At 67.8% G+C, this 24,788-nt stretch carries 27 protein-coding genes; 16 read left to right on the forward strand and 11 right to left on the reverse strand.

Annotated elements, in window-relative coordinates; translation table 11 throughout:
• Nucleotides 1-72: 72 nt before the first annotated feature.
• Together PI246_RS01295 and fliK are read right to left on the reverse strand one after the other, a co-directional pair.
• On the reverse strand, nt 73-336 hold the full coding sequence (locus PI246_RS01295; protein ID WP_320549479.1) for a flagellar biosynthesis protein: 264 nt from the start codon (nt 334-336) through the stop codon (nt 73-75).
• Nucleotides 333-1,490 carry a flagellar hook-length control protein FliK gene (fliK, locus tag PI246_RS01300; protein ID WP_320549480.1) on the reverse strand — a complete coding sequence of 386 codons (1,158 nt, stop codon included), beginning with the start codon at nt 1,488-1,490 and terminating at the stop codon, nt 333-335. The genes PI246_RS01295 and fliK overlap by 4 nt, the downstream gene beginning before the upstream one ends.
• A gap of 410 nt (nt 1,491-1,900) precedes the next feature.
• On the opposite strand from fliK, the gene tgt reads away from it, so the two are divergent.
• The 4 genes from tgt to secF all read left to right on the forward strand — a co-directional run bounded on the left by tgt (nt 1,901) and on the right by secF (nt 6,436).
• On the forward strand, nt 1,901-3,028 hold the full coding sequence (tgt, locus tag PI246_RS01305; protein WP_320549481.1) for a tRNA guanosine(34) transglycosylase Tgt: 1,128 nt from the start codon (nt 1,901-1,903) through the stop codon (nt 3,026-3,028).
• A gap of 142 nt (nt 3,029-3,170) precedes the next feature.
• A complete protein-coding gene (gene yajC / locus PI246_RS01310; RefSeq protein WP_320549482.1) occupies nt 3,171-3,518 on the forward strand; it encodes a preprotein translocase subunit YajC in 348 nt (115 codons plus the stop codon).
• Nucleotides 3,519-3,582: 64 nt separating this feature from the next.
• Nucleotides 3,583-5,457, forward strand: coding sequence for a protein translocase subunit SecD (secD, locus tag PI246_RS01315; protein ID WP_320549483.1), 1,875 nt, complete (start codon nt 3,583-3,585; stop codon nt 5,455-5,457).
• Between the two features lie 13 nt (nt 5,458-5,470).
• Nucleotides 5,471-6,436 (forward strand): protein translocase subunit SecF, encoded by a 966-nt coding sequence (gene secF, locus PI246_RS01320; RefSeq protein ID WP_320549484.1) that lies wholly within the window; start codon nt 5,471-5,473, stop codon nt 6,434-6,436.
• A gap of 145 nt (nt 6,437-6,581) precedes the next feature.
• Here secF and PI246_RS01325 read toward each other — a convergent pair whose 3' ends face one another.
• Nucleotides 6,582-6,824: a hypothetical protein gene (locus tag PI246_RS01325; protein ID WP_320549485.1), complete on the reverse strand. Its 243-nt coding sequence runs from the start codon at nt 6,822-6,824 to the stop codon at nt 6,582-6,584.
• Between the two features lie 192 nt (nt 6,825-7,016).
• Here PI246_RS01325 and PI246_RS01330 point away from each other — a divergent pair, with 192 nt between their 5' ends.
• The 5 genes from PI246_RS01330 (at nt 7,017) to PI246_RS01350 (ending at nt 10,953) form a co-directional block, all read left to right on the forward strand.
• Nucleotides 7,017-7,289 carry a hypothetical protein gene (locus PI246_RS01330; protein WP_320549486.1) on the forward strand — a complete coding sequence of 91 codons (273 nt, stop codon included), beginning with the start codon at nt 7,017-7,019 and terminating at the stop codon, nt 7,287-7,289.
• A gap of 105 nt (nt 7,290-7,394) precedes the next feature.
• Nucleotides 7,395-8,696: a two-component system sensor histidine kinase NtrB gene (locus tag PI246_RS01335; RefSeq protein WP_320549487.1), complete on the forward strand. Its 1,302-nt coding sequence runs from the start codon at nt 7,395-7,397 to the stop codon at nt 8,694-8,696.
• Nucleotides 8,697-8,777: 81 nt separating this feature from the next.
• Nucleotides 8,778-9,632, forward strand: coding sequence for a flagellar motor stator protein MotA (gene motA, locus PI246_RS01340; protein WP_320549488.1), 855 nt, complete (start codon nt 8,778-8,780; stop codon nt 9,630-9,632).
• A 1-nt stretch (nt 9,633) separates the two neighbouring features.
• Complete coding sequence (gene motB / locus PI246_RS01345) at nt 9,634-10,650, forward strand: flagellar motor protein MotB (RefSeq protein WP_320549489.1); 1,017 nt, start codon at nt 9,634-9,636, stop codon at nt 10,648-10,650.
• 78 nt (nt 10,651-10,728) lie between these two features.
• Nucleotides 10,729-10,953 carry a hypothetical protein gene (locus tag PI246_RS01350; RefSeq protein WP_320549490.1) on the forward strand — a complete coding sequence of 75 codons (225 nt, stop codon included), beginning with the start codon at nt 10,729-10,731 and terminating at the stop codon, nt 10,951-10,953.
• 15 nt (nt 10,954-10,968) lie between these two features.
• Here PI246_RS01350 and murU read toward each other — a convergent pair whose 3' ends face one another.
• Nucleotides 10,969-11,637 carry an N-acetylmuramate alpha-1-phosphate uridylyltransferase MurU gene (gene murU / locus PI246_RS01355; protein ID WP_320549491.1) on the reverse strand — a complete coding sequence of 223 codons (669 nt, stop codon included), beginning with the start codon at nt 11,635-11,637 and terminating at the stop codon, nt 10,969-10,971.
• The gene (locus PI246_RS01360; RefSeq protein WP_320549492.1) at nt 11,634-12,647 is read right to left on the reverse strand and encodes an aminoglycoside phosphotransferase family protein; all 1,014 of its coding nucleotides are present in this window, start codon (nt 12,645-12,647) and stop codon (nt 11,634-11,636) included. The genes murU and PI246_RS01360 overlap by 4 nt, the downstream gene beginning before the upstream one ends.
• A gap of 114 nt (nt 12,648-12,761) precedes the next feature.
• Between PI246_RS01360 and PI246_RS01365 the strand changes: the two genes are divergently transcribed.
• From PI246_RS01365 to PI246_RS01385, 5 genes are all read left to right on the forward strand, one after another.
• On the forward strand, nt 12,762-14,039 hold the full coding sequence (locus PI246_RS01365; RefSeq protein ID WP_320549493.1) for a nucleotide sugar dehydrogenase: 1,278 nt from the start codon (nt 12,762-12,764) through the stop codon (nt 14,037-14,039).
• 88 nt (nt 14,040-14,127) lie between these two features.
• Nucleotides 14,128-14,778: a BON domain-containing protein gene (locus PI246_RS01370; RefSeq protein WP_320549494.1), complete on the forward strand. Its 651-nt coding sequence runs from the start codon at nt 14,128-14,130 to the stop codon at nt 14,776-14,778.
• A 50-nt stretch (nt 14,779-14,828) separates the two neighbouring features.
• Nucleotides 14,829-15,728, forward strand: coding sequence for a universal stress protein (locus tag PI246_RS01375; RefSeq protein WP_320549495.1), 900 nt, complete (start codon nt 14,829-14,831; stop codon nt 15,726-15,728).
• A 15-nt stretch (nt 15,729-15,743) separates the two neighbouring features.
• Complete coding sequence (locus PI246_RS01380) at nt 15,744-16,313, forward strand: GNAT family N-acetyltransferase (protein WP_320549496.1); 570 nt, start codon at nt 15,744-15,746, stop codon at nt 16,311-16,313.
• Between the two features lie 25 nt (nt 16,314-16,338).
• Nucleotides 16,339-17,721, forward strand: coding sequence for an MBL fold metallo-hydrolase (locus tag PI246_RS01385; protein ID WP_320549497.1), 1,383 nt, complete (start codon nt 16,339-16,341; stop codon nt 17,719-17,721).
• Between the two features lie 3 nt (nt 17,722-17,724).
• Here the strand turns inward: PI246_RS01385 and PI246_RS01390 are convergent, their stop codons facing one another.
• The 3 genes from PI246_RS01390 to PI246_RS01400 form a co-directional block, all read right to left on the reverse strand.
• On the reverse strand, nt 17,725-18,612 hold the full coding sequence (locus PI246_RS01390; RefSeq protein ID WP_320549498.1) for a universal stress protein: 888 nt from the start codon (nt 18,610-18,612) through the stop codon (nt 17,725-17,727).
• Between the two features lie 22 nt (nt 18,613-18,634).
• Complete coding sequence (locus PI246_RS01395; RefSeq protein ID WP_320549499.1) at nt 18,635-19,087, reverse strand: universal stress protein; 453 nt, start codon at nt 19,085-19,087, stop codon at nt 18,635-18,637.
• A gap of 71 nt (nt 19,088-19,158) precedes the next feature.
• On the reverse strand, nt 19,159-19,581 hold the full coding sequence (locus tag PI246_RS01400; RefSeq protein ID WP_320549500.1) for a universal stress protein: 423 nt from the start codon (nt 19,579-19,581) through the stop codon (nt 19,159-19,161).
• 140 nt (nt 19,582-19,721) lie between these two features.
• Here PI246_RS01400 and PI246_RS01405 point away from each other — a divergent pair, with 140 nt between their 5' ends.
• A complete protein-coding gene (locus tag PI246_RS01405; protein ID WP_320549501.1) occupies nt 19,722-20,594 on the forward strand; it encodes a universal stress protein in 873 nt (290 codons plus the stop codon).
• A gap of 6 nt (nt 20,595-20,600) precedes the next feature.
• Here PI246_RS01405 and PI246_RS01410 read toward each other — a convergent pair whose 3' ends face one another.
• Entirely contained in the window at nt 20,601-20,987 is a 387-nt protein-coding gene (locus PI246_RS01410; RefSeq protein WP_320549502.1) for a universal stress protein, read from the reverse strand.
• Nucleotides 20,988-21,185: 198 nt separating this feature from the next.
• On the opposite strand from PI246_RS01410, the gene PI246_RS01415 reads away from it, so the two are divergent.
• Entirely contained in the window at nt 21,186-21,878 is a 693-nt protein-coding gene (locus PI246_RS01415; protein ID WP_320549503.1) for a Crp/Fnr family transcriptional regulator, read from the forward strand.
• On the opposite strand, the gene PI246_RS01420 is transcribed toward PI246_RS01415, so the two are convergent.
• Together PI246_RS01420 and PI246_RS01425 are read right to left on the reverse strand one after the other, a co-directional pair.
• The gene (locus PI246_RS01420; protein ID WP_320549504.1) at nt 21,879-23,876 is read right to left on the reverse strand and encodes a PAS domain S-box protein; all 1,998 of its coding nucleotides are present in this window, start codon (nt 23,874-23,876) and stop codon (nt 21,879-21,881) included. It lies immediately after the preceding gene.
• Nucleotides 23,873-24,601 carry a response regulator gene (locus PI246_RS01425; RefSeq protein ID WP_320549505.1) on the reverse strand — a complete coding sequence of 243 codons (729 nt, stop codon included), beginning with the start codon at nt 24,599-24,601 and terminating at the stop codon, nt 23,873-23,875. Before PI246_RS01425 ends, PI246_RS01420 begins: the two co-directional genes overlap by 4 nt.
• Between the last annotated feature and the right edge of the window lie 187 nt (nt 24,602-24,788).

Raw genomic sequence — 24,788 nt, forward strand, 5'->3', positions numbered from 1 at the left:
CATTTGACGTTCGTCAAACCGTCGACCGACGGTGGGGAGCCGATCGCATCGCCGAGCAACGTTCACACGACGTCAATCGTTTGCCGCCGCCAGCAATGTCCCCACGACCGCGGCCAGCGCGGCATACAGTTCCGGCGGCACGTCCTCGCGCAACCGTACGGCAGCGAGCAGGGTGGCGATCTGGGGATCCAGGTGCGGCGCCAGGCCCATGGCCTGGGCGCGTTCGAGCATCGAACGCACGCCGTCGGCGTCGATCCGCTGCGTGCTGCCGTTGCTGGTAGGCGTGGCCAGTCGCAGCCGCACGCTGCGGCGCGGCGAAGGAAGCGACGTCGTCATGCGCGGGCCTCGAGCAGCACCGCGCTGTACGCGCCCGTGGGCACGGGTATGCCATGCAGGCACGAGAACTGGTCGAGTTGAAGCCCGCTTTTTTCCAATTGGCGACGCAGCGACACGAACGACGCCTCCAGGTGCGACACCGTCTCCACGTGCTGCGCCCACAGGCGCACGGTGACGCGGGGCATACGCAGCTGGATTTCGCCCTGCACCGGTCCCAGCGTCGGCGGATCGATGGCGAAACCGACGGTCCAGGCGCCATCCACCTCACCGGCGGACGGCTTGCCTTCTTCGATGCGCAACTGGAGCACGTCGTAGCCCCCGCGCACACCGGCCAGGGGAATCTCGAGCATCCATAGCCCCGCCTGTGGCTGGGATTCGAGCTGGCCGATCTCCACCCGGGAAATCGCCGCGCGTACGTCCGTGCGCAACTGGCTCACCAGCGACTCGATGTCGTTCTCGGTGAGGGGCAGTTCGGCGGCGCGCGGTTGCGCGACGAGCGCGCGCTGGGCGAGCGGGGGTGGGGTGTCGGTCGCCGGGCGGCCGGGAACGGTACCCGGTCGCGACGTCGGCACATCCGCCAGCGCCCGGCGCAGGACGAGCAAGGCCGCCTTAAAGTCGTCATCCGCTGGCATCGGTTCCTCGGGCTGGGCGAGGTTGGCCTCCAGGAACGCGCCACTCTTGGCGATCGCTTCCTTCATGCCTTCGGGCGAGGCGAGTGTTTCGGGTTTGACGATGGCGCTTTCGAGCGTGGCCAGCGCTGCGCGTAAAGGGGCGGGCAGGGCACGCGCCAACGGGCGGCGCGCCAGCGTCGCGAGCGTGCCCAGCAACGACGCGTAGCCGTTCTGCTGGGGAAGTCGCTCGCGTAGTCCCTGCATCGCGAACCGCTCTTCCGGCGGCGCGGCGATCACCTCCAGCTGCGGTTGCGGCCCTTGCGTCAGCACGCGCACCTGGAACTGTTGCGGCAACGAGGTGCCCGCCGGATCGGCTTCGACCGTCATGCCGCCGATATCGAGCAACACCTTGCCCACGTCGGTCTGGCCCATCACCCGCGCCGACAGCAACGTGCCCACCCGCCATGCGTCGACGGCGGCCGTGGTGCCCGCAGCCGCGCCGGCCCAAAGCTGGGCAGCGAAACTCGTCGGCAGGATGTTCAAGGCGCAGGTCCTCCGGGGGGGCCTGGGCGGCACCCCCATGGGGCCGCTCCTGTGGTTAGGAGAATCGGCGGGGGACGCGGGAACTTTAGGGGGATGGGACGTGTGGGTGGGCGCTTGGGAGGTGGGGGTCAGGAGATGGGGGGCGGGAAGTGGGGGCGCCACCCCGGCGTGCGCCTGAGGGTACTGGACACGTCACGCGGGGGCGCGCGTCCGTCACGCATTCGGTTCCCTCGCGCGCCTGCCGGACCACGCCCCCACTTCCCGCCCCCCATCTCTCAAGCACCTCCCAAGCACCCAAACCATCAAGCCCCCAAAGCGCCCAACCGCCCATCCACCCACCCCCTCAGCCTCCCGCCGAACCACGCCCCCGCTTCCCAACCGCCACCTCCCGCACTGCTACAATCTTCCCCATGACCCTCCCCTTCGATCTCCTCGCCACCGACGGCGCGGCACGGCGCGGCCGTCTCCGTTTCGGCCGTGGCACCGTGGAAACCCCCGCGTTCATGCCCGTGGGGACCTATGGCTCAGTGAAAGCCATGACGCCCCGCGACGTGCTCGACATCGGCGCGGAAATCATCCTCGGCAACACCTTCCACTTGTTCCTGCGGCCGGGACTGGACATCGTCGGGGAGTTCGGTGGGCTGCACCGATTCATCGGGTGGGACAAGCCGATCCTCACCGATTCGGGTGGGTTCCAGGTGTTTTCGCTGGCGCACAAGCGCAAGATCACCGAAGAAGGCGTGACGTTCGCGTCGCCCGTGGACGGCTCGAAAGTGTTCCTCTCGCCGGAGGAATCGATGCGCATCCAGAAAGTGCTCGACTCGGACGTCGCGATGATCTTCGACGAGTGCACGCCGTACCCGGCCACCGAAAAGGTGGCCTCCGATTCCATGGAGCTCAGCCTGCGCTGGGCCGAGCGCTCGCGCCGGTCGTTCGACGACCTGAAGAACCCGAACGCCCTGTTCGGCATCGTCCAGGGCAGCACGTTCGAATCGCTCCGCCACCGCTCAGCCGAGCAGCTGATGGCGATTGGCTTCGACGGCTATGCCGTGGGCGGCCTGGCCGTTGGCGAACCGGAAGCCGAACGCAACCATACCCTCGACGTCACCCTGCCGGTGCTGCCGGCCGACCGGCCGCGCTATCTCATGGGCGTGGGCCGTCCCGAAGACATCGTGGAAGCCGTGCGGCGCGGTATCGACATGTTCGACTGCGTCATGCCGACGCGGAACGCCCGCAACGGGTTCCTGTTTACCCGTGAGGGTACGTTACGTATCCGTAACGCGAAGTTCGCCACCGATACGCGCGTGATCGAAGAGGGTTGCGATTGTTACGCCTGTGCGGGCGGGTTTTCCCGGGCCTATCTGCGCCACCTCGACCGCTGCAACGAGATCCTTGGCAGTCAGCTCGCCACGATGCACAACCTGCGTCACTACCAGCGGTTGATGGCCGGACTGCGCGGTGCGATCGAGGCGGGCACCCTCGACGACTTCGTCGCGGATTTTTACGAAGCCCGCCGAAAGGCCATCGTCGACGGCTGAGCGCCCTTGCGCGGGGGCCTTGCCGTCCCCAAAGCCAGAGCGGGACGCGGTTCATAACCGCCGGGGTGCGTGGCATAATCCACGATCTTTTTACGTGAATGGCCGGTTTTCCTTGGCCGTTCCATGACTTGCGAGAAATCTGATGAGCCTCACGACGATTGCCACGCTTGCGCTGCAAGCCGCTCCCACCGCCGGCGGTGCCCAGGGCGGCGCCCTCGGCCTGTCGCCGCTGATCATGATGGCGGTGCTTTTCGGCATCTTCTATTTCATGATGATCCGCCCGCAGATGAAGCGCCAGAAGGAGCACCGCGCGCTGCTGGCCGCGCTCGCCAAGGGCGACGAGGTGGTGATGAGCGGTGGCCTGGCCGGTCGCATCGACGACGTCGGCGAGTCGTTCGTGCGCGTCGAGATCGCGCCGGGCACCGTCGTCCAGGTGCAGAAAGGCGCGATCACCCAGGTGTTGCCGAAGGGCAGCCTGAAGAAGTCCTGAGCTTTTTCTTCCAAACGCGTCTGTCGCGGCCGGCGTACGGCCGCTCCCATGGAATGCCATACACATGAGTGATTTTCCACGCTGGAAATACGCGCTTGTCGTGATCGTGCTGCTGTTCGGCATCGTCTACGCCCTGCCGAACGCTTTCCCGCCGCAGCCAGCCGTGCAGATCTCCGGCAACCGCGGCACCACGATCGATGCCAGCCTCAAGGGCAAGGTGGAAGGTCTCCTCGCCGCCGCGAAGGTGCCCGCCACATCGATCCAGATCGACGACAAGGCCGGCCGCCTGCTCGCGCGCTTCGGCGGCGCGGATGCACAGTCGAAGGCGTCCGAAGCGCTTCGCACGGGCCTCGGCGACAACTACACGGTGGCGCTGAACCAGGCCAGCACCGTGCCGGCCTGGCTGCAGGCGATCAACGCCAACTCGATGCCGCTGGGCCTCGATCTCCAGGGTGGCGTCCACTTCCTCATGGAAGTCGACAAGAACGCCGTCATCGACACCCAGGAAACGCGCTACACCGACGACATCCGCTCGATGCTGCGCGACAAGAAGGTCAACTACGACTCGGTCAGCCGCAACGCACGCGGCCAGGGCGTCAACGTGGTGTTGCGTACCGAGGCCGATCGCCAGCAGGCAGCGTCGCTGATCGGCTCCGATTACCCGGAGCTGCAGGTGGCCGACGGCCCGTCGACGGGTAACCGTTTTGCGCTCAACGCGACGATCAAGCCGGCGAAGCTGCGCGAGATCTCCCAGGGCATGATCACCCAGAACCTCACCACCCTGCGCCAGCGCGTCAACGCGCTGGGTGTGTCCGAGCCGCTCATCCAGCAGCAGGGCACCAACCAGATCGTGGTGGAACTCGCGGGCGTGCAGGACACCGCCGAGGCGAAGAAGATCATCGGTGCCGTGGCCTCGCTGCAGTATCGCGCCGGCCTCTACACCTCGCAGGAAGCCATGGAGGCCGCGCGCACGGGCAACGTGCCGCCGGATGCCAAGCTTTACTTCGGTCGCGACCGTCGACCCTACCTGCTCAGCAAGTCGGTGATCGCCAGCGGCGACGAACTCGTCGACGCCCAGTCGGGCCGCGACCCGCAGAACGGCACGCCCATGGTGAGCGTCACGCTCAACAGCTCCGGCGCGCGCAAGATGCAGGAGTTCACCAACAACAACGTCGGCAAGCCGATGGCGGTGCTCTACACCACGCGCACCACCGAAACGAAGATGGTCGACGGCAAGGAAGTCAAAACGCCCAAGATCGTCGACGAGGTGATCAACTACGCCAACATCAGTAGCCCGTTCGGCAAGAAGTTCCAGACCAACGGCCTGCCGTCCGACGCGGAAGCGTCCGAACTGGCGTTGCTGTTGCGCGGCGGTTCGTTCGCGGTGCCCGTGGACATCGTCGGCGAAAGCGTCATCGGTCCCAGCCTGGGTGCCGACAACATCGACAAGGGCTTCAAGGCGGTGATGCTCGGCCTCGGGCTGGTGCTGGTGGCCGCGGCCATCTACTACAAGCTTTTCGGCCTGGTGGCCGACATCGCGCTGTTCTTCAACCTGGTGCTCCTCGTGGCGGTGATGTCGCTGATCCACGTGACCCTCACCATGCCCGGCATTGCCGGTATCGTGCTGACACTGGGTATGGCGATCGATGCCAACGTGCTCATCTGCGAACGTATCCGTGAAGAACTGCGCAACGGTTCGTCGCCGCTCGCGTCGATCCGCACGGGCTACGACAAGGCATGGGCGACGATTCTCGACGCGAACGTGACCCACCTCCTCGCGGCGCTGGGCCTGATGACCATGGGCTCGGGCCCGATCAAAGGCTTCGGCGTCACGCTGTTCATCGGTATCCTCACGTCGATGTTCACGTCGGTGACGGTGACCCATGCCATCACGGCGCTGATCCACGGCGGCCGCAAGCTCAAGACCCTGTCGGTCTGACGGGAGGGACGCCATGGAAATCTTCAATCACAACGCGAACTTCAACTTCCTCGGCCTGCGCCGCTTCAGCATCGGGCTGGCCGTGTTGCTGATCGTCGCCTCGGCGGCGCTGATCGGCGTGCGGGGCTTCAACTACGGGCAGGACTTCCTCGGCGGCGTGTCCGTCTCGGTCGCCTTCCAGAACCCGGTCGACACCAATGACGTGCGCGCCGCGCTCGAGAAGAGCGGCGTGGACAATCCGCTGGTGCAGGCGGTCGGCGGCACCCGCGAGGTGGCCGTGCGACTCCTGCCCAAGGACGACGCCAAGAACGGCGAAGCCTCCATGAGCGATGACGTCGCCTCGCGAGTCGCCAAGGACGTCGTGAAGGCGATCCAGGTGGCCCGTCCCGACGCATCGATGAAGAGCTACTCCTTCGTCGGCCCGCAGGTGGGTGCGGAGTTGCGCAGCGACGGCATCGTCGCGGTGATCTTCGTCATCGTCGGCATCATGGGCTACCTGTGGATCCGCTTCGAGAAGCGCTTCGCGATCGCGGCCCTGCTCACGGAGATCCACGACGTGCTGGTCACCCTGGGCATCTTCGCCCTGACCCAGCGCGAGTTCGATCTGACGGTGCTTGCGTCGGTGCTGGCCGTGGTCGGCTACTCCATCAACGACAAGGTGGTGGTGTTCGACCGCGTGCGCGAACTGTTCCGTTCGAGCCGCAACGCGTCCCCTGAAGAGGTACTCAACCGGTCGATCAACAGCACGCTGTCGCGAACCATCATCACCTCGTTGTTCACCGGCATCACCATGGCCGCGCTGTTCTTCATCGGCGGTCCGGTGGTGCACGGTTTCGCGATCACGATGCTGATCGGTATCGTCGTGGGTACGCTGTCGTCGATCTTCGTCGCCAGCCCGATCCTCCTTTGGCTGGGCGTGTCCAAGCAGGACCTCATGCCGCGGACGAAGGAAGACCCGGAACTCGCCCGGAGGCCTTGAGGGCGGGAGAGGGGGCGCGGGGTGTCTCTTCGCCGAGGTGCACTACGCACCGCCGCGGCGGACCCCGCCTTCCCATCTCCCTCCCCAAAAAGAAAGCCGCCCCCCCCGGGCGGCTTTCTTTTTTGTCACACCCCGTCCCTGAGGATCAGTAATAGTCGTCGCCGTCCTCGGTGGCGCCTTCCGCGTCATTGGCCAGCGTGACCACGACGTAGGCGGAGCCCACGAACGAGGCGCACAACCAGGCGTAAGCTATCTGGATGGCGGTGCGCGGGATGGCAGCCGCCACGCGCGGCGCAAGGGCGAGGCCGGCGATGCCCACGATGGCGAGCACGGTGGCGACGGCCCACGCGAGGCGCCTGGACGGCGACGCGGTGGTGATGACGTTCATAAGTGTTCCAACCCCTGTTCCTGTTGCGTGTCACGACACCGTGAAAGACGCGTGATGTCGCTTGAGACACGAAATACCCCACACGAACCGGTACGGCAAGTGCCCAAATGCTGAACACGTTCCTTGATTCCGTAAGCACTTTCGTGCAAATACCCGATCCTGCTCCATTTTTTCTTTCGAAGGGACTGTTTCATGGCTGAGCGAGTTTTTCCCGGCTTCACGCTGCGCACGTCGGCGGCGCGTGAAGGCTCCCGTTTTACCGCCCTGCTGTCGTCGTGGCCCGACGGCGGTGGCCATCCGACCTATTTCGCGGTTTACGAAAACCGTAGCTTCCGGTCGGAAGACGACGCGCTGGCCGGTGCCGACAAGGCCCTCGCGCTCGTGCTGGGCGTCGAGGAAGACGGTGCGCCGACGTTTGCGGAGGGTGAGACCGGCTTCGACGATGACCCCGGTGCCTCGGTCTAAGCCAAAACGGCCAATGTCGGCGTCCCGTGAAAACGCCGCTTGACAGGCGGCTATGGCGCGGCGCGTCATAGGATCCGGGGGAGCTGGCAACGAAGCGGGCGTGCGATGAGCGAAGGAGAAGGGCGATACCGGCAATTCGTTGAAGCCTCGGCTGATTGCATGAAAGAACTCGATCGCGACGGCGTGATCCGCTTCATCGGTGGCGCGGGGTGCCTGGCGCTGGCGCAGGATCGGGGCGGCCAGCTAGTCGGCACGCCATGGATCGAGGTCTGGCCGGAGGAGGTCAGGGCCATGGTGCGGCGTGTCCTGGACAGGGCCTCGGGCGGCGAGCGCGTCGACTTCGTGAGCTGGCGACAGGCGCCCCGTGGTACCCGGCGCTGGTGGGAGGTGATGGTGGCGCCGGTGATCGCCGGTGATGCCCTGGACCACTTCATCGTCATCAGTCGTGACATCACCGAACGGGTCGAGTTGCAGTCGGCCCTGGAGTCGATCAACGCGGTGCTGCAGGAGCGCCTGAACGAGACGGTGGCGCGGTCCGCGGTTGCCTCGAACCGCTACGGCACGCTCTTGGAGCGGCTCGAATCCGAGCACGGCGCCCGTCGCGACGCCGAAGACCAGATCGACGGACTGGCCGGCCAGCTGGAGATGGCCCACCGCGCCCTCGCGCTGGCGGAGGCCGGGGCCCGGCAGGTGCAGAAACAACAGGCGATCGGCCAACTGGTCAGCGGCATCGCCCACGACTTCAACAACATGCTGCAGACCGTGATCGTGAGCCTGTCCGGGCTCCAGGAGGAGGCGGACGCGTTGACCCCGCACCAGCGGCGCATGCTGACCTACGCGATGGAAGGCACGCGCCACGCCACCGCGCTCACCCGTCGTCTCCTGGCTTTCGCCCGTAACCAGCCGGAGCGTGCCGAGGCGATGGACCTCGGCGAGGTGGTGACCGGTTTCGCCGATTTCGCCCGGCATGTGATGGGCGGACGGGTGGGTATGCAGGTGCGCCGGCCGGTCGTGCCGTTGCCCGTGTGGGTCGACCGTCACCACCTCGAGCAGGCGCTGATGAACGTCTGCCTCAATGCCCGCGACGCCATGCAGGGCGTCGGTGACATCGTCGTCGACGTGGGGGAGCGCCCGTTACCGCCGCACGATGACGACGCCCGGGAGCCGCGGGCGCCCCAACACGTGTTCGTCAGCGTGAGTGACGAAGGGGGCGGCATGTCCGAGGAGGTACGACACCGCCTGTTCGAACCGTACTTCACGACCAAGGAAGGCGGGTCAGGCCTCGGCCTGGCACAGGTCTACGGCATGGTGGCCCAGGCGGGCGGCGGCGTGGAGATCGAGAGCGAGGCGGGCGTCGGCACGCGGGTCCGGCTCGTGTTTCCCCGGTATGCCGGACCGCTGGAGTGACGTGCCGGAAAACGTGACGAATGTCCTCAATCTACGGCGCGACCGGCCGATAAGGAAAACGACTGGGAGGAAGTGAACGTCATGTTGGTCATTATCGGTTCGATCGTCGTCCTGGTCTCGGTGCTAGGGGGTTATGTCCTCTCGCACGGTTCCATCGGCGCGCTTTGGCAACCCTACGAGCTGCTCATCATTTTCGGGGCGGCGGTGGGCGCGTTCATCAGCGCCAATTCGATGGAGATCGTTAAGCGTTCCGCGACGGACGCGCTGGCCCTGCTGAAGGGCCCGAAATATCGCAAGCAGGATTACGTCGACCTGCTTTCCCTGCTGTACGACATCTTCACGAAGATGCGCAAGGAGGGCCAGCTCGGCATGGAGGCGCACATCGAGGATCCAGCGAATAGCACGCTGTTCTCCGCCTACCCGCGCCTGGTCGCCGAGCATCACCTGATCGACTTCATTACCGATTGCCTGCGCCTGATCGTCGGCGGCAGCATGGATCCGCACGAACTGGAGCAGTTGCTCGAGGTCGAACTGGAAACACACCATCACGAGGCGGCGGCGCCGGCGCTCGCCGTGCAGAAGATGGCCGATGCCCTGCCGGGTTTCGGCATCGTGGCGGCGGTGCTTGGCATCGTCATCACGATGAAATCCATCGACGGTGACGCGGCCGTCATCGGTGAGCACATCGCCGGTGCGCTGGTCGGTACGTTCCTGGGCATCCTTTTGTCGTACGGCTTCATCGGGCCGCTCTCGGCCGCCATGGAAGCCCGGGTCAACACCGACGGCAAGGCGTTCGAGTGCGTGAAGGTGGCCCTGATGGCCAACCTGCGCGGCTACAACCCGATGGTCTCGGTGGAATTCGCCCGCAAGAGCCTGCAGTCCAGCGCGCGTCCGACCTTCCAGGATCTCGAAGCGCATCTGAAAACGGCGCGCTGACATGAGCGAGTTGCGTCAGGTCATCATCGTCCGTCGAAAGAAGAAGGGCGGCCACGGCCACCACGGCGGCGCCTGGAAAGTCGCCTACGCCGACTTCGTGACGGCGATGATGGCGTTCTTCCTCGTGATGTGGCTCGTCGGTGCCGGCACCAAGCAGCAACGCGCGGCCATCTCGGAGTATTTCAAGAACCCGAGCCTGACCCAGGGGCAGTCCACGATGGCACCGTCCGGCAAGATGGGGCCCGGCGGCGCGAGCACGAGCATGATCAAGCTCGGTGGCGCCATGGACCTTCCCAAAGGGCCGGGCGACCAGCAGGCGTTCGCCAAGCCGGCGACCGCGGCCGACGTCGACAAGCTGGCCAAGGAAAAAGAACACCGCCGGCTCGAACAGCTGATGAAAGACCTCAGCGAAGCCATCGCCAAGAGCCAGGCGATGGCGCCCTACAAGGATCAGCTGCTGCTGGACATCACCTCCGAAGGCCTGCGCATCCAGATCGTCGACAAGCAGAACCGCCCCATGTTCGATACGGGCAGCGGCGCGCTCAAGTCGTACACGGTGCAGATCCTTCATGAGCTGGCCGGTTTCATCAATCAGGTGCCGAACCAGATCAGCATCTCCGGCCATACCGACAACGCGCCGTATATCCGCGCCGACAGTGCCTACGGCAACTGGGAGCTCTCCGCCGATCGCGCGAACGCCGCGCGCCGCACGCTGGTCGACGGCGGCATGAGCCCGGAAAAGGTCGCGCGCGTGGTCGGCCTCGCCGCGTCGGTGCCTTTCGACAAGACCAACCCGTCGGCGCCGATCAACCGTCGTATCAGCATCGTGGTGATGACCCACGAGGCGGCAAAGGCGGCGATGTCGCCCGAAGTGGCGGGAAACGACACGGACGCGTCGCCGCAGGCGCCGTCGTCCACCGCGGACATGACTCACGTGCGAAGCATGAATCCGCCCGCCGCGCCGGCCCCGTCATCGCCGGCGATGACCGCCATGACGCCGGCCCAGGCACCCCGCTGAGCGGGGATGCCATCCGCGTCACTTGAAACGGTCATCCGGGCCGGTCAGTATCGGAAGGGCATGGGGGGAGGAAACCGAGTGGAAAATTACGGCAAGTTCAGGGTGGTCGCTCGCGCGGTCAAACATTTCGGCGATGCCGGGCAGCAGGTTTACCGTCCGACGTATCGCATCCTCGACCACATCGGCGAGGAGATCGACGCAGGCGAGGGCGCCATCGATTTCGGCGACGTCACCAGTGCCTACAACGAGGCATTCGCGATGGGGCGGGAGCGTTTGCGTGAGTTGACGTCGGCGATCCAGTAACGCCGCGTCGAAACCCTACGCTGGATGCGACGCGTCGAGCCGCACCGCGTCGAGTTGGGCGGGTGTGCCCACGTTGCGCCAATAGCCGTCGAAGCGCTCGCCGGTCAGACGGCCTTCGGCGATCGCACGCCGGTAGGACGGCAGCAGCTTGAATGCGCCGGGCGGCTCGCTCGCGACGAGCTCGCGCCGATACACGCCCACGTTGCCGAAGGTCAATCGGTCGCCGTCTTCGAAAAGCATGCCGTCGCGCAGCGCGAAATCGCCCTCGGGATGAAACGCCGGGTTGGGCACCATCACCAGGTGCGCGAGGCCCTGCGGCTCGCGGGGAAGCGCGTTGTAGTCGATGTCGCTGACGATGTCCGCGCTCACCGCGATGAACGGTTCCGGCCCGAGCAGGGGCAGCGCGTTGCGCATGCCGCCACCGGTTTCCAGCGGCTGCGGGCCTTCGTACGAATAGCGCAGTCGCACGCCCCATCGCGAGCCGTCGCCCAACGCGTCGGGAAACCGGTCGGCCATGTACGACGTGTTGATCACGATGTAGCGCACGTCCGCGGCGGCAAGCTTTTCGATGTGATGCACGATGAGCGGCGTGCCGTTCACCTCCAGGAGCGGCTTGGGCGTGGCGTCGGTCAGCGGACGCATGCGCTCGCCACGGCCGGCTGCGAGAATCAGCGCATGCCTCATACCGGCCGCGCCACGGTGATGTCGCGGTCGCCGATGCGCGCTTGGATGTCATCGGCCAGGGGTGCGAGGTCGACGTGGCGGCGCGCGGTGTCGAGCACGTAACGCAGCACGCGCGGCAGGTCGGCGAGGTAACCCGGCTTGCCGTCGCGGTAACACAGCCGGCAGAACAGGCCGAGGATCTTGATGTGCCGCTGCAGGCCCGTCAGGTCGAACCATCGACGGAACCGATCGGTGTCCACCGTGTCGTCGAGCAGGCGGGCATCGAGCAGGCGCAGGCGGTAGGCCTCGACCCAGCCTTCCACGCGCTCGTTGTCCCACACGATGTACGCGTCGCGCAGCAGCGAGGCGAGATCGTAGGTGATCGGTCCGGACATCGCCCCCTGAAAATCGATGATGCCTGGCGAGCGGTCCGCGGTGACCAGCAGGTTGCGGCTGTGGTAGTCGCGATGCATGAAGGCACGCGGTTGTTCGGCGATGGCCTGCAGGATGCGGGTAAAGGCCAGTTCGACCACGTCCCAGTCGCCGCAGGCAAGGTCGGCGCCCAGGTGCCGCTGGAGGAACCAGGTCGGCATGATCTCCATTTCCATCGTCTGCCAGGCCGGATCGAAGGCAGGCAGCCCGGCGGTATCGACCTGCTTCTGCATGCGCAGCAGGGCGTCCAGCGCGTCGCCGTACAGCGCGTCGACGGTGCGTTCGTCGAGTTCGGGCAGGTAGGTGCGCGTGCCGAGGTCTTCGATCAGCAGGAGCCCCTGCACGAGGTCGGCCGCCATCACCTTGGGCACGTGCAGGCCTGCCTCGGCGAGTCGCCGGCCGATGGCGATCCAGGGCGCGGGGTCGTCCTTGTCGGGCGGCGAATCCATCACGATCACCGGCTGGCCCTCGACGTAGCCCCGCCAGTAACTCCGGAAGCTGGCATCGGCCGAGGCCGGTTCGAGGGTGAGGGAGGGCAGGGCGGTGACCTGGCGGGCCCAGGCCAGGCGCGCGGTCGCGCGGTCGTCGGAGGCGGTCATGGGCCGGGAGCTTAGCAAGCCGCCGGCCGGTGTGGCACATCGCTGCCGGGCCGGGTGGTACTCCCGGCGCGCCGTGGCGTGTACGCTTCGTTTCTTTTGGAAGCCTGGGCCCCCATGGTTCTCACTCCTGATCCGCGGATCGGCATCATCGGTCTGGGTTACGTCGGGCTGCCGCTCGCGGTCGAGTTCGGCAAGCATTTCGACACCCTCGGATTCGACATCGACCCGGTCCGCATCGTCGAACTGCGCGCCGGGCGCGACCATACGCTGGAAGTGGATCCCGCTGCGCTCACGGCAGCCGGCCGCCTGCGCTACAGCGACGACCTGGCCGAACTGGCCGGCTGCAACGTCTACGTCGTGACGGTGCCCACGCCTATCGACGAAGCGCAGCGCCCCGACCTGGAGCCGCTGGAGCGCGCCTGCCGCATGCTCGGCGGGCTGCTCGCCCGCGGCGATCTGGTGATTTTCGAATCCACGGTGTATCCCGGCACCACCGAAGAAGTGTGTGTGCCGATCCTTGAGCAGGGCTCGGGCCTGGTGTTCAACCGCGATTTCCACTGCGGCTACAGCCCGGAGCGGATCAACCCGGGCGACCATGCGCGGCGCGTGGTGGACATCCGCAAGCTCACCTCCGGTTCCACGCCCGACGCGGCCGAACGCGTCGACGCGCTGTATCGCACCATCATTCGCGCGGGCACGCACAAGACCTCGTCGATCCGCATCGCCGAAGCGGCCAAGGTCATCGAGAACGTGCAGCGCGACGTGAACATCGCGCTGGTCAACGAGTTGGCCCTGATCTTCAACCGCCTGGGCATCGACACCGGCGAGGTGCTTGAGGCCGCGGGCACGAAGTGGAACTTCCTTCCCTTCCGCCCTGGCCTCGTCGGCGGCCACTGCATCGGCGTCGACCCGTATTACCTTACGCACAAGGCCGAGGTTACCGGTTACCACCCCGAGCTGATCCTTGCCGCGCGACGCATCAACAGCCGCATGGGCACCTACGTGGCCGACCGCGTCATCCGCCTGATGAGCGAGCGCCGGCTGCACATCGTCGATGCGAGGGTGCTGGTGCTGGGCTTCGCCTTCAAGGAAAACTGCCCCGACCTGCGCAACACGCGGGTGATCGACATCGTGCGCGAACTGCGCCAGTCGATGGCCGACGTCGAGGTCTACGATCCGTGGGTGGATGCCGACGAATGCGACCGGGAATACGGCGTACGGCCGGTGGATGCGATCGACGAAGGCGCCTACGACGCGGTGATCGTCGCCGTGGCCCATGATCAGTTCCGCGCCTTCGGGGCGGCGACGATCCGCGCCTTCGGCAAGCCCGGTGCGGTGGTGTACGACGTCAAGTCGGTGCTTCCGCAGCACGAGGTGGACGGCCGCCTCTGATGCCGCCGCGCGGCGCTTGACCTGGATCAATACGCCCCGGTTGCCGCGCGCCGATGATGGACTCCCCTCTTCGAGCGGAGCCATCGCCATGAACGACAGCCAGCTTCGACAGGATGTCATCGACGAACTGGACTTCGACCCGAGTATCGATGCGTCCGGTATCGGTGTCGCCGTCGCGGACGGTGTCGTGACGCTCACTGGCCACGTGCCGGCCTATGTCCAGAAAGTCGACGCCGAACGGGCGACGTGGCGGGTCAAGGGCGTCAAGGCGATCGCCCAGGAGATCCAGGTACGCCTTCCGGCGGAGGCCAGGGTTAACGACGACGAGATTGCGTCGCGCGCGGTGCATACCATCGCGTGGCACGCCTCGATTCCGCGTGGGCAGATCCACGTGAAGGTCGCCAACGGCTGGGTGACCCTGTCGGGCGAAGTGCCCTGGCATTACCAGCGGCAGTCCGCCGAGGCCTCGGTGAAGCGGCTGGGTGGCGTCAAGGGCGTGATCAACGCGGTCACGGTCGCGCCGACCGTGTCGTCGGCCGACGTGCGCCGCCACATCGCCGACGCGCTTCGCCGGCATGCCGACGTGGAAGCCGATCGCATCCGTATCCGCATCGCGCCCGAAGGCGACGTCACGCTGGAGGGAGACGTCGACGATTACGACGAACGCCTTGCCGTCGCCCGCGCCGCCTGGTCGGTGCCTGGCGTGCACGCGGTGCACGATCACATGCGCATCGGCTGATCCCGGTCGCGCCGGATCGCCGTCTTTTCTCCTCGTCCAAGGGGTCGCCCATGTCGCCCATGCCTTTCACCCAACCGTCGGCGGGTCCGTCGCGCCAGCCCGCCGCCTTCAGGGACATCGCGGTCATCGCCAACGATTTGCCTTGCGACAGCGCGGCCCTCGCGACGGCCGCCGCCCTGGCACGCCACCACGGTGCGGAACTGGACGTGGTGCAGGTGCTCGCCATGCCGCTGTCGGCCGTCGACGCCTGGTCGCTCGTGCCCGATCCGGCCTGCGTGGAACGCTATGCGCAGATCCGCGAAGCGGCGGCGAAGCGCGCCCTGGCGTTCCAGCGCGGGTTGCCGCCCCTTGGCGTGGAGGGCCGCGTGCTGACCTTCGAGGCGTATGGCGAATCGCCGGCCGGCATCGCGGCGACCGCCGCCCGCCGCGCCGACCTTAGCGTCATCGCGAGGCCCGACGGTCCCCCGTCGGACGCCTCGCGCGTGCACGATGTCTTCGCCGCGCTGTTGCTGGAATCCGGCCGGCCCGTCCTGCTGGTACCGGCCGGTCACGCGTCACCATCGCTGCCACCGCGGCACGCGGTGATCGCCTGGTCGGACACGCGCGAGGCAGCACGTGCGGTCCACGACGCGCTGCCCTTGCTCGCGTCGGCCGAAACGGTGGACATCCTCATGGTCGATCCGGTGGCGTCGTTTCTCGAAGACACGGCCTCCTTCGGCTCGGTGCTCGCGGCCCACCTGGAGCGACACGGCGTGACCGCCCGCATCGTCACCGAGACGTCGCGGGGACGCCTCGTCGCCGGCGTGATCCTGGATCGCGCCAGTCGCGCGAAGGCCCAGTTGATCGTCGCCGGCGGTTATGGGCACAGCCGGTTGCGCGAATGGGTGATCGGCGGCACCACGCGAAACCTGTTCTTCGACACACCCGTTCCCATCCTCTTCTCGCACTGACCGCCGGAGCCCGTCATGACCCTCATTCGCTCCGCGCCCATGCCGGGCTGCCACGCGGGGACGCCGCCCGCGTCGGAAGATCACGGGATCCAGGTGCTGGCGGACGGCAGCCATGTGCTGATACGGCCGCTGCGTCCGGACGATCGCGAGCGGGAGCAGGCCTTCATAAGGCGGCTCTCGTCCGAGTCGCGACGGTGCCGCTTCCTGGGCGACATGCGCGAGGCATCCCCCGCGCTGATGGACTCGCTCATGGACGTGGACGGCATCCGTTCGGCCGCCTTTATCGCGCTGGTCCACGATAACGGCGAACTGCGCGAGATCGGCATCGCCCGCTACTGCGCGACGGACGATCCCGCGTGCTGCGAATGCGCGGTCACCGTCGCGGACGACTGGCGCCATCGCGGTCTGGCCGTCGCCCTGATGCGCCACCTGATCGATACCGCGCGACGGCACGGCTTCCACCGCATGTTTTCCGTCGACTTCGCGGAAAACCACGACATGGAGGAACTCGCCCGCTATCTCGGCTTTACGCGGTCGCACGACCCCGCCGATCCCACGCTCGCCGTGCATACGCTCACGTTGTGATCGTCGACCGGCCGGCGTCTCGCCCGTGATCATCTACACCTGCCATGGCGCCGCCCTCGGCGTCACCGGGTCGTGCCACGAGGTGGAATGCGGCCCAAGCCGCATCCTCGTCGACTGCGGGCTGTTCCAGGGTACCCGCGACGCCGCCGGGGCCAACCGCCGAGGATTCGCCTTCGATGCGCGATCGATCGACGCGGTGCTGCTCACCCACGCCCACCTCGACCACTGCGGGCGCCTGCCGCAACTGGTGCGCGACGGATTCGCCGGGTCGATCGTCGCCACGCCGGCGACCCGCGACCTGGCGCGCATCGTCCTGCTGGACGCGGCCCAGTTGCAGGAAGAAGAAGCCCGCAGGGCACGCCGGCACGGCATGAACGATGCCGCGCCGGCATTCACCGTCGACGATGCCTTCCGCGCGATCGAGGCGCTCGACCGGCCGGCCGCCTACGACACGCCGCTGGCGATCGTGCCCGGCGTGACCGCCACGTTTCTGGACGCGGGGCACATCCTCGGTTCGTCGTCGATTCTCCTGGAACTACACGACGGCGCCTCACAGCGGCGCATGGTGTTCTCGGGGGATCTGGGTCATCGCGGATCGGGCATGCTCCGCGCGCCGCGTCCCGCGCCGCCAGCGGATGTCGTGGTCATGGAAACCACCTACGGGGATCGTCCGCACCGATCGTTCGAGGCCACGCGCGACGAGTTTCTCGGGGCGGTGAACCAGACGTTGCGTGCGCACGGCAACGTCGTCATCCCCACATTCGCCCTCGAACGGGCCCAGGACATCCTGCACTGTCTCCATGAGGGCATCCGCGGCGGCAGGATACCGGCTGGCGTCACCGTCGTCCTCGACTCGCCCATGGCGATTTCCGCCACCGAGATCTTCCGTCGCCACGCCGACGGGTTCAGCGATGCGTTTCGCGGCGCGTTGCGGCAGGGTGATCCCTTCGCCATGCCTCACCTGCACTTTACCCGAGGGGTGGAGGAGTCGATGGCGGTCAACGCGATCCAGGGCGGTGCCGTGATCCTCGCCGGCTCGGGCATGTGCACGGGTGGCCGCGTGCGCCACCACCTGCGGCACAACCTGCCCCGTGACCGATCGTCCGTGGTCTTCGTCGGTTACGCGGCCGAAGGCACACCCGCGCGCCAACTCGTGGACGGTTGCCGAAGCCTTCGCATCGGTCGGCGCGACGTGCCGGTGCGGGCACGGATATGGACGATCAACGGCTTTTCCGCGCACGCCGATGCGCCCGAACTGCTGGCCTGGCTCGGTGACGAACCGCGCCCGCGCGTGTTGCTCGTCCATGGCGAGCCCGCGCGCGGCATGGCCGCGATGCGACAGACCCTGCTTCGCCGTGGGACGAATGCCGTGTGTCCTTCGCCTGGCGCGCCGTGCCGCCTCGCCTGACGGCTAGTGATGCAGGAACAGGGCGACCGGCGCGTGTTCGAGCACGTGCCGCGTCGCGCCGCCGAGCACGCGCTCGCGCAGCCGCGAGTGGCCATACGCACCCATCACGACCAGGTCGGCCTTGAAGCGGCGGCTCTTCTCCAACAGTGCCGCGCCGGCACCCGAGGGCGTGGCATCGATGCGACGTCGCGTCACCTCGATACCGTGGCGCAGGAGGAACGGCAGCGGTTCGAAGGCGGGGAGCGTCCCTTGCGGCCGGTGGGGGGCACCGTCCAGGAGCAGCACGTCGTGGGCGGCGGCAAGCAGGGGCAGGGCGCAGCGGATGGCGCGCGTCGCCGCGCCGCTGCCGTCCCAGCCGATCGTCACGCGGTCGAAGGTGCCGCTGGGCGCGCAAACGGGGGGCAGCACCAGCGTCGGAATGCCGGTCCCGAGCAGGAGGTCATCGAAGCCGTCCAGGGCGTCCGGGGCGTCGACGGTGCGCTTCTGCACCACGATCAGGTCATGCCATGTCGCGAGTTGGCGCAGTCCGTTCGTCACGTCGGCCTGGATCGCCGTCCACCGGGCGTCGCGTGCGCCGGTCGTGCGCGCCATCCGTACGAAGGCATCGCCGTCGCCACCCGGCGCCATATCATGCCGGTGATCGACATCCGTCGCCGGGGCGCTGAGCAACGCCATCACGGTCGGCTCGTGGGCGATGTGCACGCCACCGAAAAAACCGGGCGGCAGCGTGCAGCCGGTGACGCTGCCCTGGGCGCGCGCGGCGAGACGCTGACCAACGTAAGAGGCCGCATCGCGCGGCGATCCCACGATCACCAGAACGTCACCGACCGCGGGAAGGCACGATTGCAGCGCGGTCGCGGTAGGCTTGCCGGAACGGACGGAGGTCGACATTGCGGACTCCAGGCAGCAGGATTCAGTGGGGATAAGGCGTGCGACAGACCAGCACGGGCAACGACGTGGTCAGGAGGATTTTCTGCGTTTCGCTTCCCAGCAGCAGGCGTTGCAGGCCCCGCCTGCCATGCGATCCGACCACGATCAGGTCGCAATGCCGGGCTTTGGCGGCGTCTTCGATCGTGACGTGGATTGGCGTTCCGATCTCGTAGAGCGTGTGGCAGGTGACCCCGACCGTGGCGGCGATCTGTTCTACGTCACGCAGGTAGCGCGCCGCCTGCTCGCGCGCGTTGTCGAGATAGATCGTCTCGCTGGCCGGCAGCATCATCTCGCCGTAGGTCGTCGCGCGGAACGGCTCGATCACGTGGAGGCCGGTCAACGTCGCGCCGCATAGCCTGGCCAGCTCGGCCGCGGTGCGCGTGGCGACGGTCGCGACGGACGATCCGTCCGTCGCCAGGAGAATGTGTTTGAACATGGGTCGTCCTCCGCTACGGATCGATGATGGCAGCGTGGCCGCCGTCGCCCTTGATGTGGGTCAATCGCGGCTCAACGGACCACGACGAGGGGCACGCGCGCATGCGCCAGCACTTTCAGCGCCACCGAACCGAGGAACAGGCTGCCGATTGCGCCGCGACCGTGCGATCCCATCGCAATGAGATCGAAGCGTCCCCGGCGGGCCATCTGCACGATTTCCTCCGCGGGATCGCCCACGCGAAGGGTCTCTTCGTGCAATCTTCCTTGCCGGGCGAGCAGCCGGCGGGCGGCGCGCATCGCCGCCGTGCCGTTATGGGCATGGAACTGCGCCATCGCGACCGGGTCGAGGTAGCCGCTGACGTGGACGCTGAGCGGCACGTCTACGTGGATGAGGTGCAACGACGGGCCGTCCGCCGCCGACGGCCACTGCCGCAGCACGAAACGTAGTGCGCGTTGACTTGGGTCGCCCCCGTCGACGGGTATCAGGATCTTCATCGCGCATCCTCCCGGTGTCCGGCATCGCCGCGGCGTCGCCACGCATGCTGGCGCGTCGCGGGATGCCTGGCTTGACGTGGATCAAGGACGCGTCGCCACGTGCGACCTACAACGGACACCGACCGACCACGGAGCCAACCATGAGCGCGACGAGCAGCGGTGCATCCGCCCATGGGCAGCGCCCCGCCCTTCGTGACATCGGCGTCGCGCTTTCCGGGACGGCGGCCGATTCGGCCGCCGTCGATGCCGCGATCCAGCTGGCGCGATGGTACGGCGCCCACCTGCACCTGCTGTCGGCGGTGCTGATGCCGGCGCCCCTGGCCAATCCCTGGGCGCTGGTGCCGGATCCCGGCTTTTGCGACGTGTACGACGACCTGCGCGAGGCCGCCCGTATCGACGCGGCGTCATGGCGCAAGCGATTGGTGGCGGCCAACGTGGCAGGTGAGGTCGTGTTGCTGGAGAGCCTCGCCGAGCCAGCCCAGCGGATGGCGGCGGCCGCGCGTTGCGCCGACCTCGTGCTGATGGCGATGCCTTACCGTTCGCCGATGGACACCGCGGTCGTGCACGCACACTTTTCCGGACTGCTGTTCGGCACGGCCGCGCCGGTTCTCGCGGTGCCCCCGGCGCTGCCCGTTACCTTGCCGCCGCATCGTGCCGTCGTGGCGTGGTCGGATACCCCTGAAGCCGCGCGGGCCCTCCACGCCGCGCTGCCCCTCTTGCGCGATGCCGAAAGCGTCGACGTGCTCCGGATCGACGGCCCGCCCGACGACGATGGCGCGGCCGATCGCCTGTTGCGCCACCTTACCCGGCATGCCGTTACGGCGCGTCACATTCGCGTCGCTTCCGGCGAGGGCACGGTGTCCGAGGCGATCATCGACCATGCCCGACGTCATGGCGCCGGCCTCATCGTCGCCGGAGGCTACGGGCACGGGCGCTTCCGGGAATGGGCACTCGGGGGTGTCACGCGGGAACTGTTCCTCGACGCGACGGTGCCTGTGCTGTTTGCCCATTGAGCCGCTTCAGGGGCAGACCAGCACATCCGCCGGCGAACGCCTCCGCCTCACGTCGGCGAGCGGGCCGGCATCGTCCGCCCGCGGCACGATCACCAGGTCGCAGGCCAGGCGCGTCACCATCTCCGCCACCATGCCGTCGGTGCCGTCGCCGAACGCGAAGCGGCAGGCGCATGCCACGCCAAGGCGACGCGCCACGCGCCGCGCGCGGGCGAACAGCGCATCGCCCCGTCCTACTGCATCGCGCGACGCGCCCGCGTCGTCGCGCTCGCCGCGATGCACCACGTAAACCAACGTCACGCGCGCGCCGAAGCGCTGGCCCAGTCGCATCGACATGACCGTGGTGCGGAAGGCGTTGGGGCGATGATCGAGAACGGTGAGAAGGTGCTGGAACAAGGCAAGGGGTCCTGCGCAAGCATGGCGTATATGAGCGCCGTCGGCCGACGCGGCACATTGACGCGCATCAATGCGTGGCGCCCGCTCCGCATCGCCGTGTCGTTACATTTCGTTACGCGCCGTCACGCGGGCGTCGATGTCGCCGGGCGCGTCGTGGCTATGCTGAGCGCGGCAGATCACGAAGAGGAGGGTGGCAGCATGAACGGTCCTGTCGCTTCGACGCCTCGCGCGTCATGGGCCCCGTCGACGGTCGATATCGATGCCTTGCGCGTTGCCCTGGCGGTGGTACGCCGAAAGCACCGCGCAGGGCACCCGCTTTATCGCGCCGGCCAGCCCTTTCGCGCACTCCACCTGGTGCACGTGGGCTCGTATAAGGTGTGCGACCTCGCGGCGGACGGACGCGAAAAGGTCGCCGGCTTCAAGATGCGCGGCGAACTGCTCGGCGTGGAGTCGATCGGCCTGCCGGGCTACGCCTGCGACGCCGTGGCGCTGGAAGACAGCGAAACCTGGGAGCTGCCCTGTCCGGCGGTGCTCCAGGCCGCGCACGATATCCCGGGCCTGCAGGAGCAGATCGCCGGGGCGCTTGCCGCGGAGATCCGCCGCGACCGATCGTGGATGCTGCGCCTGGGCACCTTGCCCGCGGAGCCTCGCGTCGCGGCCTTCCTTATGGACATCGCGGCGCGTTACGCGGGGCTTGGCTACAGCGCGCGGCATTTCATCCTGCGCATGACCCGCCTGGACATGGCGAGCTTTCTCGCGCTGAAGCACGAAACGGTCAGCCGTGTGCTGGGCCACCTCACCGACCTGCGTTACATCGACGTCCGCCGCCGCGAGGTGCGGTTGCTCGACGTGGACGCGCTTCGCGCCATGGCGTGCGCTCAGGCGGCCTGATCAGGGGTCGCCGTCGAACAGCGAGCGCAACGCGGCGGCGAGCTGGTCGCGACGGTAGGGTTTGCGCAGGAGCCGGCGACCCTCCAGGCGCCGCAGGTCGTCGACCCCGGCGCCGTATTCGTAGCCGGAGGCCATCAACACGTTCAGTCCGGGGTGCCTGGCGTCGAGGGTATCGGCGAGGTCAAGACCGGATTCGCCGTTGCCGAGCACCACGTCGGTGAACAATGCGTCGATCCGGGCGTGCCGATCGAACGTGGCCAGGGCGTCGGCGACGGTGTCCGCTTCCAGAACCCGGTAACCGAAGCCGCGCAGGAAGGCGACCGCCACACGGCGCACCTCGGCTTCGTCCTCGACGACGAGCACCGTCTCATTGCCCCGTAGCGGCCCCAGCGGCGCGGGATGGGCCTCGTCACCTTCGGCGACCGGCAGGAACACCACCACGCGCGTGCCGTGGCCGGGACGGCTCTCGATCGCCAGGTGACCCCGGGATTGCGCCACGAAGCCGTACACCATGCTCAAGCCCAGGCCGCTGCCCTTGCCGGCCGCCTTGGTGGTGAAGAAAGGTTCCAGGGCACGCGACGCCACCTCGGCGGACATCCCGTGCCCGGTGTCGGCGATGGCGAAGGCCACGTAGCGGCCGGGCGCCGGTCCGGCGCCATCGCCCTCCTGCTCGTGCAGGTGCGCGGTGATCGACAGCCTGCCGCCTTCCGGCATCGCGTCGCGCGCGTTCAGGGCGAGGTTCAGCAGTGCCGCCTCGAGCTCCCCCGGGTCGGCGAAGACCGGGGGCAGGTCGTCGGGGCATTCGGCCACCAGGCGGACGTGCTCGCCCAGCGTGCGTCCCAGCATGTCGTTGAGATCGGCGAGCAGCAGCTCGCTGCGCACGTGCTGCGGATGGAGGCGCTGGCGCCGCGAGAACGCCAGCAGCTTTCGCGTGAGCGCCGTCCCGCGCTCGACCGCGCGGGCGGCGCTGGCGACCGATTCGCGCATCGCCGGGTCCTCCAGCCCCTGCGCTTCGATCAGTTGCAGGTTGCCCGAGACGATGGTCAGCAGGTTGTTGAAGTCGTGGGCGATGCCGCCGGTCAGCTGGCCCAGCGCGTCCAGGCGCTGGGCATGCGCGAGTTGCTCTTCGCTGCGACGACGCTGCATCGCCGCCGCAAGCATGTTCGCCACCGAACTGACGTAGTGCTGGCGATCCCGGTCGGGCGGAACCTCACGTGGCACGACGACCACCAGGTAGCCGCCCGGCACCTCACGGTCGGGAAGGGGGGCGACGATCGCGTCGACGTCACCTGGCCCGTTGTCCAGCGGCAAGGGGATGCGCAGGCACGCGCCTTCGTCGAGGGATGCTCCGCCCAGGGGAAGCAGGCCGTTCAGCCACGTGCCCTCGCCCAGGAATCCGCGCAGCGCGTCGAGCCGGCCTTCGCACGCCACCACGCGGTAGGTCGGTCCGCTGGCTTCCCGTAACACGAGGGCGACGGCCGGCACGGCCAGCATGGCGAGCATGATCGCCGGCACCTCGGCCATCGCATCGTCGTGATGCGCGGCGACGAGGATGCGTCGGCTGATGTCCGCGAGGCTTGCGTCCAGGTGCGCGCGCGCCAGCGCCTGGCGGGCACGCCGTGTGTCGGCGATGTCGCGGATCGACGCGGCGAACAGCGTGCCGTCGCCGGACACGGGGCTCAGCCCGATCTCGACGGGGAACGGCGTGCCGTCGGCGCGCACCCCGGTCAATTCTTCGCCGCGGCCCATGTGACGCACGCGCGGGTTCGCCATGTAGCCGGCGCGATGGCCGACATGCACGCGGGCGAGCGTGGCCGGCATCAGCTGCTCGACGGGGCGGCCGCGGAGCGTACCGGGCGCGTAGCCGAAGAGGCGGTCCGCCTGCGGGTTCGCGAGCACGATCGTGCCTTGCCGGTCGACGACGATCATCGCGTCGGGCGCGGTGCGGAACAGCGCACGAAACAGTTCGGTATCGGCATCGTCCGCGTCGACGGTCATGGCGAGGTCACCGTGGGAGTGAAGACGTAGCCCGCGCCGCGCACCGACTTGATGAGGCGAGGCCGTCCGGCATCGGGCTCGATCTTCCGGCGAAGGCGAGCCACCTGCACGTCGATCGCCCGGTCGAACGGGCCCGCGGCGCGCCCGTAGAGATGCGACATCAAGTGGTCGCGAGACAGCACGCGATGCGGGTGGTCGACCAGCACCCTCAGCAGCGCGTATTCCCCCGTGGTCAGTTCGACGATGCCGCCATCGGCGGCACGCAGCGTGCGCGAGCGCGGGTCGAGCACGTAGCCGTCGAAGCGATAGGCCGACGGCCCGTCGGTCGCCGACACTGTGGTCTGCCGCCAGCGCCGCAGTACGGTACGGACGCGAGCGAGCAGTTCGCGCAGGTCGAACGGTTTGGTCACGTAATCGTCCGCCCCCAGTTCGAGCCCCACCACGCGGTCCACGGCGTCGCCGCGCCCGGACACGATGATCACGGGCCCGCGCCAGATGTCGCCCAGGCGTCGGGTGATCGAAAGGCCATCCTCGCCGGGCAGCCCCACGTCGAGTAGCACCAGGTCGACCGGCGATTCGCGCAAACGCCGGCGCATGTCGTCGCCATCGGCCGCGGTGACGGTGCTGAAACCGTTCGCCGAGAAATAGCGCGAGAGGAGCGCCGTCACGTCGGCGTCGTCGTCGACGATCAGCAGACGGTCCCCCGGCAGCTCGTTCGGTACCATGCCAACGCCTCGTGGAGTCGCGGTGATGCCCTTCGCCCGGGCCATCGTGTCTCACCTCACGGCGAGTCCTGGGCACGGCACACGTTAGCAGAGCGTCGTCGTCCGTCCTACCCGACCAACGACGTAGCGTCGCGCTGCCGACGCGACGCGGGTTGATCCAGGTCAAGGCACTCGCGGGCGACGCGCG

It is taken from the genome of Luteibacter sahnii, from assembly GCF_034063545.1.
GTDB lineage: Bacteria > Pseudomonadota > Gammaproteobacteria > Xanthomonadales > Rhodanobacteraceae > Luteibacter > Luteibacter sahnii.

Bases quoted from the DNA above. Each gene is read 5' to 3' on its own strand.
- PI246_RS01295 (WP_320549479.1), bottom strand. From the start codon at position 336: ATGACGACGTCGCTTCCTTCGCCGCGCCGCAGCGTGCGGCTGCGACTG.
- tgt (WP_320549481.1), top strand. From the start codon at position 1,901: ATGACCCTCCCCTTCGATCTCCTCGCCACCGACGGCGCGGCACGGCGC.
- yajC (WP_320549482.1), top strand. From the start codon at position 3,171: ATGAGCCTCACGACGATTGCCACGCTTGCGCTGCAAGCCGCTCCCACC.
- secD (WP_320549483.1), top strand. From the start codon at position 3,583: ATGAGTGATTTTCCACGCTGGAAATACGCGCTTGTCGTGATCGTGCTG.
- secF (WP_320549484.1), top strand. From the start codon at position 5,471: ATGGAAATCTTCAATCACAACGCGAACTTCAACTTCCTCGGCCTGCGC.
- PI246_RS01325 (WP_320549485.1), bottom strand. From the start codon at position 6,824: ATGAACGTCATCACCACCGCGTCGCCGTCCAGGCGCCTCGCGTGGGCC.
- PI246_RS01330 (WP_320549486.1), top strand. From the start codon at position 7,017: ATGGCTGAGCGAGTTTTTCCCGGCTTCACGCTGCGCACGTCGGCGGCG.
- PI246_RS01335 (WP_320549487.1), top strand. From the start codon at position 7,395: ATGAGCGAAGGAGAAGGGCGATACCGGCAATTCGTTGAAGCCTCGGCT.
- motA (WP_320549488.1), top strand. From the start codon at position 8,778: ATGTTGGTCATTATCGGTTCGATCGTCGTCCTGGTCTCGGTGCTAGGG.
- motB (WP_320549489.1), top strand. From the start codon at position 9,634: ATGAGCGAGTTGCGTCAGGTCATCATCGTCCGTCGAAAGAAGAAGGGC.
- murU (WP_320549491.1), bottom strand. From the start codon at position 11,637: ATGAGGCATGCGCTGATTCTCGCAGCCGGCCGTGGCGAGCGCATGCGT.
- PI246_RS01360 (WP_320549492.1), bottom strand. From the start codon at position 12,647: ATGACCGCCTCCGACGACCGCGCGACCGCGCGCCTGGCCTGGGCCCGC.
- PI246_RS01365 (WP_320549493.1), top strand. From the start codon at position 12,762: ATGGTTCTCACTCCTGATCCGCGGATCGGCATCATCGGTCTGGGTTAC.
- PI246_RS01370 (WP_320549494.1), top strand. From the start codon at position 14,128: ATGAACGACAGCCAGCTTCGACAGGATGTCATCGACGAACTGGACTTC.
- PI246_RS01375 (WP_320549495.1), top strand. From the start codon at position 14,829: ATGTCGCCCATGCCTTTCACCCAACCGTCGGCGGGTCCGTCGCGCCAG.
- PI246_RS01380 (WP_320549496.1), top strand. From the start codon at position 15,744: ATGACCCTCATTCGCTCCGCGCCCATGCCGGGCTGCCACGCGGGGACG.
- PI246_RS01390 (WP_320549498.1), bottom strand. From the start codon at position 18,612: ATGTCGACCTCCGTCCGTTCCGGCAAGCCTACCGCGACCGCGCTGCAA.
- PI246_RS01395 (WP_320549499.1), bottom strand. From the start codon at position 19,087: ATGTTCAAACACATTCTCCTGGCGACGGACGGATCGTCCGTCGCGACC.
- PI246_RS01400 (WP_320549500.1), bottom strand. From the start codon at position 19,581: ATGAAGATCCTGATACCCGTCGACGGGGGCGACCCAAGTCAACGCGCA.
- PI246_RS01405 (WP_320549501.1), top strand. From the start codon at position 19,722: ATGAGCGCGACGAGCAGCGGTGCATCCGCCCATGGGCAGCGCCCCGCC.
- PI246_RS01415 (WP_320549503.1), top strand. From the start codon at position 21,186: ATGAACGGTCCTGTCGCTTCGACGCCTCGCGCGTCATGGGCCCCGTCG.
- PI246_RS01420 (WP_320549504.1), bottom strand. From the start codon at position 23,876: ATGACCGTCGACGCGGACGATGCCGATACCGAACTGTTTCGTGCGCTG.
- PI246_RS01425 (WP_320549505.1), bottom strand. From the start codon at position 24,601: ATGGTACCGAACGAGCTGCCGGGGGACCGTCTGCTGATCGTCGACGAC.